The sequence below is a fragment of the uncultured Anaerococcus sp. genome, assembly GCF_947253225.1.
Classification (GTDB): domain Bacteria; phylum Bacillota; class Clostridia; order Tissierellales; family Peptoniphilaceae; genus Anaerococcus.
In genome coordinates this window covers 1-11,550 of sequence record NZ_CAMXYR010000047.1, presented here as the reverse complement: position 1 = coordinate 11,550, position 11,550 = coordinate 1, and the positions used below count along the sequence as shown (strand labels likewise).

Genomic DNA, 11,550 nt, shown 5'->3' with positions numbered 1-11,550 from the left:
GCCGTTTTTGTTCTGGCTTTTCATTTACATCTGACTTCTGTCTGATGCGTGATTTTTGTTTTTGTTATCCTTTTTAAATCAAAAGAATTTTAAGGTTATGTTATTGTTTACTATTTAATTTATTTGGTTCTTTGTGTCAGCTCCTGCCGACTTGAATATAATACCACGAATAATATCTAGTGTCAAATATTTTTTCAAAAAAATAAGAATATCCTAGGACATTCTTATGATTTGCGTATTTTTAGCTCTTTTAAAGGTTAGGAACATCTGTAAGATTTACATGACAATATCCATTAGGGTTTTTCTTTAGATAATCCTGGTGATATTCTTCTGCCTTTACATAATTTTTCAGCTTATCTACTTCTATTTTTATCTCTTCTTTCTCATTTTTTTGCTTATCGTCTATGAATTTTTTAATTTCACCTAGGGTTTTTTCGTCATTAGAATATATTCCTGTTCTATATTGTCTGCCCATATCTCCACCTTGTTTGTTTATAGAAAAAGGATCTACTATGTAGTAAAAATAGTTTAGAAGTTTTTCTAGACTTATAATTTCATCATCATAAGTAACTTTTACAGTTTCTGCATGATCTGATTTTTTGAGGTTTTCATAGTATGTCTCTTTAGAATTTCCATTGGCATATCCTGTTTCTGTTTCAATTACTCCTTCAAGGTTGTTAAAGTATGCGTCTACTCCCCAAAAGCATCCGCCTGCTAAATATATTATTTTTTTCATTTCTTCCTCCTAAAATAAGTTATATAGTTGGTTCTTTTTGTCTTTCTTCTTCTAATATTTTTCATATTTGCTGAAAATGAAGTAGATAGTACTACTCCAAAGGCTATAGCTCCTGCTAGGGCCATCGCCTTAAATAAACTTAGTAGAACTAGAGTTGTTTCATTGTTTATAAAATACTTCATAGTGTTAAATATTGCTTCACCAGGGCATAGATTGATAATTCCTGGCACTATAAAGATTACTGCTGGATATTTGAATATCTTGGCACAATACTCTGAAATAAAGGCTATTACAAAAGCTGATAGGAAGGTCCCCATATAAGCAGATCCTGTTTTTATTGTTACTGACTTATATATTATCCAGCCAACACCAGCATTTAGCCCTGCTATAATCATAGGTTTTAGAGGTGTCTGGAATACTAGGCAAAATCCAATAGCACATATAAATGATACTACAAATTGATATAGGTAAAACATTCCTCCTCCTTAAATCACATAGGTCAAAATTGTAATAGGCATTGCCACTCCAAGAGCAAGGGCTGTCGATATCAAAATAGCGGTCGTCGCACCTGTTAATCCACTAGTTACATCTCCACTCATTAGATCTCTCATGGCGTTGGTTAAGGTTATTCCTGGTAAGAAGGCCATCATTGATGCTATTACAATCTTGTTAGCTTCTATGGATGGGTAATAGTGCTTGAAAGTCAAGGTTATAAGGCTTACTACAATGCCAGCTACGAAATTTACTAGGAAAAATCCAAATTTAGCCTTGTTAAATTTATCGCTGACTATATAGGACACAAGTCCAACAAAAAATGATATTATCATATCTGTAATATGCCCATCTAAAAGCAACAAGAAGGCTCCAGCAGATATAGCTGAGCCTAGAACTTGCATCCAAACAGGTTGGCCAGGGTCTTTTCTTATATTTTGTAGTTCTTCCCAAGCTTCTTTCAGAGTATATTTTCCATTTACGAAGTCTCTGGAGAAGGTGTTTACTCTGTTTATATAATAGAGATTGTGAGTTCTTGCCTTCACTCTTCTGATGTTTGTATGAATCTCATCTTCATAGGAAAAAGATAGGACGATTACGTTGGCTGTGGAGTAGACGTCCACATCCTTTATACTTTCCTTACTCCTTATAATTCTTTCAACTGTATCTTCAACCCTATAAATTTCTGCCCCATTGGCAAGCATGATTGCCCCAGCATTGGAGGCTATTTCCGAAAGTATTACAGCTTTTTCTTCACTTGTAATTTTTTCCATAATCATCTTCCCTACCTATAGCTTGACTTGTATTTATTAATATTTTCTTCTGTTAGAAATTCATAAGCATCATTTATTTCTTGAAATTTTTCCGTTGCCCCTTGTTCCTTGTTTATATCTGGGTGATATTTTTTGGCAAGTTTTCTATAATTAAGCTTAACTTGGTAGATATCTGGATTATAGTCAAGTTCAAGAGTTCTGCATGCTTTTTCATACCTTTCTTTAAATCCCAAGTCTGTTGCTTGTCCATACCCTTGGTGGTTATAGTTTTGCCAGCTTCCCTGATTGTAGGTCGTGTAGGTAAAGTCTCTAAACATCTCCTCAAACCTTCTATTCATTTCTTCTTGCCTAGCTCTTGCCGCTTCTTCCGCAGCCTTTCTTCTTTCTTGTTCTCTATCAAACTTATACTTGTTTGCATAGTCAGAAATAGAATCATAGCCAACCTTTTTTCCTGTAATTAAGGTATCTGCCCTATCGTACATCCATTCGGTTATGGTGTAATTTAGGTATCTAAGCATAGAAATAAATTTAGGTCCTAAGATTGGTATTATTAGTATTATAAAAATAGCCGTCCACCATTTTCCTGGTAGGGCTAAAGCCACAAAGGGCAAAAAGAAAAATGTTGAACATCCAAAGAAAAAAATCAATAACAAGAATTGCCTGATCCCCTCGAAGGTCATAGTTATCACATTCATCACATTTATTAAAAAATTAAATATATTGCCCAAAATCGTAGCAAAGATATGTAATATTTTTCCGAAAAATTTTCCCATATTTTCTCCTTTTCCTATATTAGATTATACATTAATAAGCCCCAAATTCATCATGCTTTCAAAAAGTTTGTAAAATAAAAGACAGGATCTTTCCCATCTTTAATTTAGCCAAAAAGTGCTTCATTATTGGAATTATAAAGCTTGTAATACACGCCTTTTTTGTCAAGTAATTCTTTGTGGCTTCCCCTTTCTGCTATGCCATCATATGTTAAAACTAAAATCTCATCAGCATTTATGATTGTAGAGAGCCTATGGGCGATTGTCAGGGTCGTCCTTCCCTTGCTTAATTTTTCGAGAGATTGTTGGACTATTGCCTCGCTCCTATTATCAAGGGCACTTGTTGCCTCATCAAGAATTAGGATTGGAGGATTTTTTAAAAAGACTCTAGCGATGGAAATTCTTTGTTTTTGACCACCAGAAAGTTTTATTCCCCTCTCTCCTATATAGGTATCAAATCCATCTGGTAAGTCTTTGATAAAGTCTAGGGCACCTGCAAGCTCTGCTGCCTTTACAATTTCTTCCTCTGTAGCATTTTCTTTGCCATATCTAATATTATCTTTTACAGTTCCGCTAAAAAGATATACGTCTTGTTGGACAATGCCAATACTATCCCTAAGTGAATCTATGGTTAAATTTTTGATATTTTCATCATCTATCCTAATTACACCAGAGTTTACATCATAAAATCTCGGGATGAGTTTGGAAATAGTAGTCTTTCCAACTCCTGATGGACCAACCAAGGCAATATTCTCACCTACATTGATGGTAAAGGACATATCATAGAGAACGTAGGGATCTTCTTCGCTCGTTTGTGGATATTTAAAATAAACGTGGTCGAACTCAATTTTACCTTTTACCTTATCTAAATCTTTTGAATCCTCAAAGTCGTAAATATCTTTCTTTAGATTCATGATTTGAACAAATCTTTCAATGCCCGTGGTTCCTTTTTCGTAAGTATCTGTAAAATTAATTAACCTTTCAATGGTCGCAACAAGCATATTTAGGTACATGGTGAAGGCAATCAAATCACCAGCACTGATTTTCTTGTTGATAACAAAAATACCCCCAACAAGGATTAGGACTGCATACATTAGACCTGAAAAAGCATCCTTAACCATAAAGTAGCTTGCCATGTTAAAATACTGGTCTTTTTTGATGTCGGCAAACTTTTCATTTTCCTTGCCAAACTTTTGCATCTCTATATGTTCATTGGCAAAGGACTTTACTACAGAAATTCCTAGAAGAGTATCCTCTATTCCTGAATTGATTGCTCCAATCTGCCTTCTAGTATTCATAGTAGCAAGCCTAAACTTAGCCCTAGATTTTCTCGAAAAAATATACATAATCGGAATCAAGATATAAATGATTAAGGAAAGCTTCCAATTTATAGTAAGAAGTACAGCAAATGAAACCAATAGTTTGATTGCTCCAACCAAAAATTCTTCTGGAACGTGGTGGGCAAACTCGGTAATTTCATTTAGGTCTGTTGTCATCCTAGTCATAAGTTGGCCAATCTTTGCTTCATTAAAAAACTCAGTATCCATATTTAAGAGATGATTGAAAACATCCCCTCTCATATCTCTTTCAATCTTCGCTCCCATGATGTGGCCAAAAGATTGCATAACAAATCTTGACGCCACTTCAATAAACTTTGTTATGACATATACTATTGCGACCTTGACTACTCTACTAACATCGAGCATGCCAAGCTGAGCCCAGTCCGTAAGATACGACAGTAGAAGAGGTAGGACAAGCTGGCTAATTGTGGTTAGTGCTGCCGAAATTAAATCTATGGTTAGGATTTGCTTGTAGGGTTTGTAGTAGGGTACAAATCTCTTGAGCAAATACTTGTTTGAAAACTCTCTTTTATTTTTTTGCATACTTCCTCCATTTTGTTAGTTAACATATACTCTACTATAAGGATTGACTTTTGCATCTTTATTGTAAAAGCTTCTTTCATTTGTTAATATTAATATAGGAGGAAGTATGGCAAGAATTATTGAGAAAACAAAGCTAAATAAAAATACAATCAAATTTATTGTTAAGGCACCTGCTATAGCAAAAAAAGCCTTGCCTGGGCAATTTATTATTCTAAGGCTAGATGAAAAAGGCGAAAGAGTTCCTTTCACTATTTCGGAAAGTGATGGTGAAAATATCACAATCATTGTCCAAATTGTAGGTGGAACTACTATGAGAATGGATAAACTAAAAGCTGGTGATGGGTTTTTGGATTTTGTAGGCCCTCTTGGAAAACCAACTGACCTTGATAAGCTAAAGGGAAAAAATGTTTGTGTAGTAGGTGGCGGGCTTGGTACTGCAATTGCTTATCCACAAGCCAAATACCTCTACGAACTGGGTGCTAGAGTCGATGTTATAATGGGTTTTAAGAGTAAAGACCTTATAATTCTAAAAGATGAACTAGAAAAATCTTCAACCAACCTTTACATAACAACTGATGATGGTTCATATGGAAGAAGTGGTTTTGTAACCCAAGTTTTGGATGACCTTATAAAAGAAGGAAATATTTATGACCATATTCTTGCTATCGGTCCTGCTATAATGATGAAAAATGTAGTAGGTGTAAGCAAGTCTTACAATATTGCAACAACTGTAAGCATGAATTCCATTATGGTAGATGGGACTGGTATGTGTGGCTGTTGTAGGCTAAGCGTTGGTGGTCAAATGAAATTTGCCTGTGTTGATGGTCCAGATTTTGATGGTTTCTTGGTCGACTTTGATGAGGCCATAAACAGGTCCAGAAACTATGCCACAGAGGAGAAAGTCCACATCTGCAATATTACAGGGGAGGTACGCAATGGCTAAGCTCAATATGGCAAAAGTTAAAGTTCCTATGCCAGAACAAGACCCACATATAAGAAATAAAAATTTTGAGGAAGTAAGTCTCGGTTATACTTTAGAAATGGCTAAGGAAGAGGCAACAAGGTGCATCCAATGCAAGAATCGTCCTTGCGTTTCAGGTTGCCCTGTAGGTGTTCAAATTCCCGACTTTATCAAGTTGATTTTGGAAGATGATTTGGATAAGGCTTATGATAAAATTGCTGAAACTAATAACCTCCCTGCTATTTGCGGTAGGGTTTGTCCCCAAGAAAGTCAATGTGAAGGAAGATGTACCAGGGGGATAAAGGACGAACCCGTTGGAATTGGTAGACTTGAGAGATTTGTAGCAGATTATAGAAATAGCAAAAATTACCATAAGCCAGTTGAAGTAACTAGCCAGAACAAAAAAGTTGCTGTTGTTGGAGCTGGCCCTTCTGGGCTATCCGCTGCCGCAGACCTTGCTAAACTAGGCTACAAGGTAGTGATGTTTGATGCCTTTCACACAGCTGGAGGAGTTCTCATGTATGGCATACCTGAATTTAGGCTCCCTAAAACTCTTGTCCAAAAGGAACTCAAAAATGTTATTGGCCTAGGCGTTAAACTCCAAACGAACACAATAGTCGGAAGAACAATATCCCTAGATGACCTATTCGACCAAGGCTTTGAGGCAATCTATCTAGCAAGTGGTGCAGGGCTTCCAAAATTTTTGAATATTCCTGGTGAAAACTTAAATGGGGTCTATTCTGCCAATGAATTTTTGACAAGAATGAACCTAATGAAGGCCTACAAATTCCCAACCTACGATACACCAGTGCATATAGGCAAGAAAGTGTGTGTTGTTGGAGGAGGAAATGTTGCTATGGATGCGGCAAGATCTGCCAAAAGGCTCGGAGCTGAGGTTACTGTTGTATACAGAAGAAGTTTTGACGAGATGCCAGCAAGACTTGAAGAAAGTCACCACGCCATAGAAGAAGGGATAAACTTTATGAACCTTGCCAATCCTGTTGAAATACTCGGAGAAAATGGATGGGTAAAGAGGGTGAGAGTTGAAAAAATGACACTCGGACAAGCTGATGAATCTGGCAGAAGAAGTCCTATCCCAACAGGAACTTATGAAGAAGTCGACTTTGAGTCAGTGATAATATCCATAGGTCAATCTCCTAACCCCCTCATCAAACAAACAAATGCCGATATTAAAACAGAAAAATGGGGAGGAATCATAATAGACGATAGAACAATGACAACAAAGGAAGGAGTCTTTGCAGGCGGAGATGCTGTAAGTGGCGCTGCAACTGTAATTCTTGCCATGGGAGCAGGTAAAAAAGCTGCCATATCTATTGACCAATATTTGAAAAATAAATAAAAATAATAAGAGATTCAGACTATTACAAACTTTCCCTATCCTATCTGAATCTCTTACTGGCTTGTTCTTTAATTTATCTTTTTTATCTTGCATTTAAAAAACTGCTAGACTCTCCCTTATCCAGAATTAAAGCTATCAAGCTTTGGGAGGAGTGGTCCAACAGTTATAAATTTATTATTTTACTTCTTCAAGTAAATCCTTCTTTAGATATCCTTCCTTGCCTTCAAAACTCACCTTAATCCATACACCATCATCTGCCTGTTTTTCTTCCAAAACTTCAAATACCTTACCAGCAGACAAAGAAGCTATTATATTATCCTCTTGGGTTGTAGGTGTTTTTCGCAAATTAATAAAGTCTACAGTCTTATATTTCTTCTTGGCTTGTTTCTCTTCTTTAGGAGGGGCTGGATTTACTGGTTTTTTTTCTGGCTTTTTATCTTTGGGGGAATCTTTACTAGCTGAATCAAAAACTGATTCTACTTTTACATTTTTCCCTTGATAGGTCTCTTCTTTTTTTTCGCAAGAAGTCAACCCCAAAAATATCAAGCTAGCACATACTAAATATTTTGCCTTCATTTCCTTCTCCAAAAATTGAAAATACTACTCTTCTCTTCCTTTTCCTTTTTCACTACATTATCATATTCACTATCTATATACTTATCACTAATAACCAAACCTGGATTTAGTCTTGCTAGCTTATCGAACTTATCTTGACCAATTAATCCAAGAATTTTTTCCTTATAGTCAACAATATATGGATTTCTCCATTCGGATTGATGGGCGTCAGTCGCTATTATATGAACCATATTTCTTTCAAGCAAGGTCTTAGTCGTTTCATAGTGAGACTTAATTGATGAGTAGTTAATCTGAATCAAGGCTCCCATCTTTATAAAATCTACTAGCCAATCTATATCGCTCTCTACATAAGAGTATCTTTCTGCGTGGGCGATAATTGGAACATAGCCTTCAAGTTGAATTTGATAAACAAGGTCTTTTAAGAAATTGGGTTTACTTCCAAAAGGAAGCTCACAAAGCACATACCTTGAATCATTTAGCCTAAGCAGTGAACCTTCCCTAATTTTTTTAAGCATATCTATCTCAACTTGTATCTCATGGCCAGGATGAACTTTAAAGTCTATCCCCACCTTGGCCAATTCGTCATTTATTATAGCTACTTTTTGCCTAATTTCTTGGGCATCAACCATATATCTTGACCTATCGAAATGGCTTGTAGCTATGATTTCTGTAAAACCAGCCTCAATATAAAGCTTAATCATTGATAAGCTCTCATCAAGACTCCTTGAGCCATCATCTACTCCATAAATTATGTGGTTGTGTATATCAATCATTTTTAATAATAAGACCCATAACCCTTGTCTTTAGATGGCATATGGGTAAGGACACAACCAAGAATGTTGGCTTCAACTTTCTTTAAGTTATCCAAGGCTTGGTTTATTTCTTCCTTCTTGGTATCAGATGATTTTATCACAAAAATAATTCCATCACTAAGGGTTGCTACAATTGAAGAATCTGTGAAAAGACCAACTGGCGGAGTATCAATAAAAACATAATCATAGATTTCAGATACTTCCTCTATAAAATTTTTGAAAATTTTTGATGCCAAGATTTCTGCTGGATTAGGTGGAACAGGACCTGTAAACATCAAGTCAAGATTATCTTGTTCACGATCCTTATTCACAGCTCTTTCTAAACTAACCTTACCAGTTAGATAATTTGTAACACCAACATTATCCTTAATACCTGCAATTTGAGAAATAGAAGGAGACCTCAAATCACAATCGATAAGAATGACTCTTTCTCCATTCTCAGCAAAAGATTTGGCGAGATTGTATATAACTGTAGACTTTCCCTCTGAAGGTTTAGTGGATGTTATTGAGATTATCCTATTTTCCTTATCCAAACTAGAAAATTGAATATTTGTTCTAACTGTACGAATAGCTTCCTCATAAGCTGAAGCTGTATAATAATTATTACTTTTCTTACTCATATTAATTTCCTTGTTTACTATCTGGCAAAATGCCTATAACTGGAAGATCGAAATACTCACTTACTTCATCTGCGCTTTTCACAGATGTATCAGAAAGCTCCTTAAATATAGCTATCGCCATACCTAGTATAAAACCTAAAGCTAACCCAATTCCTGTATTTCTCATAATCTTTGGAGATGATGCTTCTTCAGGAAGATTAGCTCCATCAAGAATTTGAACATTGTCGACCTTCATAATGTCCCCAATAGAAGCCTTGAAAATATTGGCAGTTTCATTAGCAATATCCATCGCTCTTTCTGGGATTGTATCAACAACCTTAACAGAAATTATTTGGGTATCCTTAACAGGCTCAATGGAAACTTTCTTAGAAAATTCTTCATAGTCCATATTAAGTCCCAAATTTTTAATAACCCTATCTGCAATCCCCTTGGACTTAACTATTTCAGAATATGTAGAAATTAGGGCTTTGTTAGCTTGAATTTGACCCAAATCAACATTTGCTTGTGGTTGTTGGTCATTCTGGCTAGAACTGCTTACAATCATGGTAGCATTAGCTTCATAGGTTGGAGTTGCCAAAAAACTTGAATATGCAAAACCTAAACCACCAACAATGATTGTTAGAAATATAACCATTGCAAGATGTTTAGTGATTTTTTTAGCTAACTCAATCAAATCAATTTCTTGTTCATTCATTACTTGCTCCTTAAAGTAAATTTTCTTTATGAAAAAATCTATAATTCCTATTTTATACTTTATACTAATTCTCAACAAAATTCAATCATAATTAGTGAAAAAATCATATTTTAGATATATTATTACAATAATCTATAATTTACTCAACCTCAACTTCTATAAAGTTTATGTTATTTTAAAATTCACATCGTCCTAGAATTTGTGCTAATATTTTGATTTCTGTTATTATAATTGACATTACGAATAATTAAGATATCATCCTTATATAAAGAACAAGGAGATGAAATGAAAAAATTATCTATAGAAAAACTAGCAAAGACTCTCACTAGTAAAAGAAAAGAAAAAAATATAACCCAGGCAAAACTAGCCGAAATTACAGGCATTAATAGGGCTATGATTAGCAGGATAGAATCCCTCGACTACACCCCATCAATCGACCAACTACAAGGTCTAGCGGAAGTTTTGGGCTTTGAAGTTGTTGACCTATTTGAAGAAGAAAACAAGAAAAAATACCAAGTTCTCGACAAAAAATACAAGATTGCCGTTGCAGGAACAGGATATGTAGGGATGTCTATAGCAACTCTTCTCGCTCAAAACAATGAAGTTCATGCAGTTGATATAATTAAAGAAAAAGTAGACCTCATAAACAAAAGAATTTCACCTATTCAGGATGATTATATAGAAAAATACCTCGAAGAAAAAGACCTCGACCTTGTTGCTACCCTTGATGGCGAAGCTGCCTACAAGGATGCTGACTTCGTTGTGATTGCTGCCCCTACCAACTATGACAGCAAGAAAAACTTCTTTGATTGTTCAGCAGTTGAAGCTGTAATTGACCTTGTCCAAAAAGTTAATCCTCAAGCAATGATGGTTATAAAATCTACAATACCAGTCGGCTACACCAAGGCTATTAGAGAAAAATACCATACAAAAAACATCATCTTTAGCCCAGAATTTCTCAGAGAATCAAAGGCTCTTTACGACAACCTCTACCCATCAAGAATAATCGTTTCTTGTGATGAAGAAAGCAGAGAAAAAGCCGAGATTTTTGCAAATCTCCTAAAGCAAGGAGCTATTAAAGAAGATATAGATACCCTCTTCATGGGCTTTACAGAAGCAGAAGCAGTCAAGCTTTTCGCCAATACCTACCTTGCCCTTCGTGTATCCTACTTCAACGAACTAGACACCTACGCAGAAAGCAAGGGACTTAATACAGAAGAAATCATCAACGGAGTATGCCTAGACCCAAGAATTGGCTCCCATTACAACAACCCATCCTTCGGCTATGGTGGCTACTGCCTACCAAAAGATACCAAGCAACTATTAGCAAACTTCGACCAGGTCCCACAAAACATGATTTCCGCCATAGTGGACTCTAATAGAACAAGAAAAGACTTCATAGCCGACCAAGTGCTAAATATAGCGGGCTACTACGATTACAACTCAGATGGCGACTACCAGCCCGAAATGGAAAAAGACTGCACAATTGGAGTCTACCGCTTAACAATGAAATCCAACTCCGATAACTTCCGCCAATCATCTATCCAAGGGGTAATGAAAAGGATTAAAGCAAAAGGGGCAACAGTTATAATTTACGAACCTACCTTAAAAGATGGAGATACCTTCTTCGGATCGGATATAGTAAATAACCTTAATAAATTTAAAAAAATGAGCCAAGCTATAATTGCAAATAGATATGATTCTTACCTTGATGATGTAAAAGATAAGGTTTATACTAGAGATTTGTTTAAAAGGGACTAATTTTTGTTGTAAGAAAAACCATGTTAGTAGAAGTAAATGATACTTCTGCTAATGTATTATTAGTAAAAAAGAAGACATATTTAATCACTGTCTCTTATACACATCTGACGCT

General features: G+C 35.6%; 12 protein-coding genes. 3 read left to right on the top strand and 9 right to left on the bottom strand.

Annotated features, from left to right (window positions below; genetic code table 11):
* Positions 1 to 250 precede the first annotated feature (250 nt).
* From msrA to Q0W95_RS06090, 5 genes are all read right to left on the bottom strand, one after another.
* Entirely contained in the window at positions 251 to 736 is a 486-nt protein-coding gene (gene msrA / locus Q0W95_RS06110; RefSeq protein ID WP_297790920.1) for a peptide-methionine (S)-S-oxide reductase MsrA, read from the bottom strand.
* Complete coding sequence (locus Q0W95_RS06105; protein ID WP_297790918.1) at positions 733 to 1,212, bottom strand: threonine/serine exporter family protein; 480 nt, start codon at positions 1,210 to 1,212, stop codon at positions 733 to 735. Before Q0W95_RS06105 ends, msrA begins: the two co-directional genes overlap by 4 nt.
* Before the next feature lie 9 nt (positions 1,213 to 1,221).
* Positions 1,222 to 2,001 carry a threonine/serine exporter family protein gene (locus Q0W95_RS06100; RefSeq protein ID WP_297790916.1) on the bottom strand — a complete coding sequence of 260 codons (780 nt, stop codon included), beginning with the start codon at positions 1,999 to 2,001 and terminating at the stop codon, positions 1,222 to 1,224.
* An 11-nt stretch (positions 2,002 to 2,012) separates the two neighbouring features.
* Positions 2,013 to 2,774: a DnaJ domain-containing protein gene (locus tag Q0W95_RS06095; protein ID WP_297790914.1), complete on the bottom strand. Its 762-nt coding sequence runs from the start codon at positions 2,772 to 2,774 to the stop codon at positions 2,013 to 2,015.
* A gap of 104 nt (positions 2,775 to 2,878) precedes the next feature.
* Complete coding sequence (locus tag Q0W95_RS06090) at positions 2,879 to 4,654, bottom strand: ABC transporter ATP-binding protein (RefSeq protein ID WP_297790912.1); 1,776 nt, start codon at positions 4,652 to 4,654, stop codon at positions 2,879 to 2,881.
* A gap of 106 nt (positions 4,655 to 4,760) precedes the next feature.
* On the opposite strand from Q0W95_RS06090, the gene Q0W95_RS06085 reads away from it, so the two are divergent.
* Together Q0W95_RS06085 and gltA are read left to right on the top strand one after the other, a co-directional pair.
* Positions 4,761 to 5,597: a sulfide/dihydroorotate dehydrogenase-like FAD/NAD-binding protein gene (locus tag Q0W95_RS06085; RefSeq protein ID WP_297790911.1), complete on the top strand. Its 837-nt coding sequence runs from the start codon at positions 4,761 to 4,763 to the stop codon at positions 5,595 to 5,597.
* Positions 5,590 to 6,975, top strand: a complete 1,386-nt coding sequence (gltA, locus tag Q0W95_RS06080) for an NADPH-dependent glutamate synthase (protein WP_297790910.1) — start codon at positions 5,590 to 5,592, stop codon at positions 6,973 to 6,975. The genes Q0W95_RS06085 and gltA overlap by 8 nt, the downstream gene beginning before the upstream one ends.
* A 174-nt stretch (positions 6,976 to 7,149) precedes the next feature.
* Here gltA and Q0W95_RS06075 read toward each other — a convergent pair whose 3' ends face one another.
* Genes Q0W95_RS06075 through Q0W95_RS06060 form a run of 4 tightly spaced genes read right to left on the bottom strand, consistent with a single transcriptional unit; the run spans position 7,150 to position 9,677 of the window.
* Positions 7,150 to 7,551 carry an SH3 domain-containing protein gene (locus Q0W95_RS06075; protein ID WP_297790908.1) on the bottom strand — a complete coding sequence of 134 codons (402 nt, stop codon included), beginning with the start codon at positions 7,549 to 7,551 and terminating at the stop codon, positions 7,150 to 7,152.
* The gene (locus Q0W95_RS06070; RefSeq protein ID WP_297790906.1) at positions 7,548 to 8,324 is read right to left on the bottom strand and encodes a CpsB/CapC family capsule biosynthesis tyrosine phosphatase; all 777 of its coding nucleotides are present in this window, start codon (positions 8,322 to 8,324) and stop codon (positions 7,548 to 7,550) included. The genes Q0W95_RS06075 and Q0W95_RS06070 overlap by 4 nt, the downstream gene beginning before the upstream one ends.
* Before the next feature lie 2 nt (positions 8,325 to 8,326).
* Positions 8,327 to 8,983 carry a CpsD/CapB family tyrosine-protein kinase gene (locus tag Q0W95_RS06065; protein WP_297790904.1) on the bottom strand — a complete coding sequence of 219 codons (657 nt, stop codon included), beginning with the start codon at positions 8,981 to 8,983 and terminating at the stop codon, positions 8,327 to 8,329.
* 1 nt (position 8,984) lies between these two features.
* The gene (locus tag Q0W95_RS06060) at positions 8,985 to 9,677 is read right to left on the bottom strand and encodes a Wzz/FepE/Etk N-terminal domain-containing protein (RefSeq protein WP_297790902.1); all 693 of its coding nucleotides are present in this window, start codon (positions 9,675 to 9,677) and stop codon (positions 8,985 to 8,987) included.
* A gap of 285 nt (positions 9,678 to 9,962) precedes the next feature.
* Between Q0W95_RS06060 and Q0W95_RS06055 the strand changes: the two genes are divergently transcribed.
* On the top strand, positions 9,963 to 11,438 hold the full coding sequence (locus tag Q0W95_RS06055) for a nucleotide sugar dehydrogenase (protein ID WP_297790900.1): 1,476 nt from the start codon (positions 9,963 to 9,965) through the stop codon (positions 11,436 to 11,438).
* Positions 11,439 to 11,550 lie beyond the last annotated feature (112 nt).

Excerpts from the sequence above, each read along its gene's own strand:
- msrA (WP_297790920.1), bottom strand. The coding sequence starts at position 736 with ATGAAAAAAATAATATATTTAGCAGGCGGATGCTTTTGGGGAGTAGAC.
- Q0W95_RS06105 (WP_297790918.1), bottom strand. The coding sequence starts at position 1,212 with ATGTTTTACCTATATCAATTTGTAGTATCATTTATATGTGCTATTGGA.
- Q0W95_RS06100 (WP_297790916.1), bottom strand. The coding sequence starts at position 2,001 with ATGGAAAAAATTACAAGTGAAGAAAAAGCTGTAATACTTTCGGAAATA.
- Q0W95_RS06095 (WP_297790914.1), bottom strand. The coding sequence starts at position 2,774 with ATGGGAAAATTTTTCGGAAAAATATTACATATCTTTGCTACGATTTTG.
- Q0W95_RS06090 (WP_297790912.1), bottom strand. The coding sequence starts at position 4,654 with ATGCAAAAAAATAAAAGAGAGTTTTCAAACAAGTATTTGCTCAAGAGA.
- Q0W95_RS06085 (WP_297790911.1), top strand. The coding sequence starts at position 4,761 with ATGGCAAGAATTATTGAGAAAACAAAGCTAAATAAAAATACAATCAAA.
- gltA (WP_297790910.1), top strand. The coding sequence starts at position 5,590 with ATGGCTAAGCTCAATATGGCAAAAGTTAAAGTTCCTATGCCAGAACAA.
- Q0W95_RS06075 (WP_297790908.1), bottom strand. The coding sequence starts at position 7,551 with ATGAAGGCAAAATATTTAGTATGTGCTAGCTTGATATTTTTGGGGTTG.
- Q0W95_RS06070 (WP_297790906.1), bottom strand. The coding sequence starts at position 8,324 with ATGATTGATATACACAACCACATAATTTATGGAGTAGATGATGGCTCA.
- Q0W95_RS06065 (WP_297790904.1), bottom strand. The coding sequence starts at position 8,983 with ATGAGTAAGAAAAGTAATAATTATTATACAGCTTCAGCTTATGAGGAA.
- Q0W95_RS06060 (WP_297790902.1), bottom strand. The coding sequence starts at position 9,677 with ATGAATGAACAAGAAATTGATTTGATTGAGTTAGCTAAAAAAATCACT.
- Q0W95_RS06055 (WP_297790900.1), top strand. The coding sequence starts at position 9,963 with ATGAAAAAATTATCTATAGAAAAACTAGCAAAGACTCTCACTAGTAAA.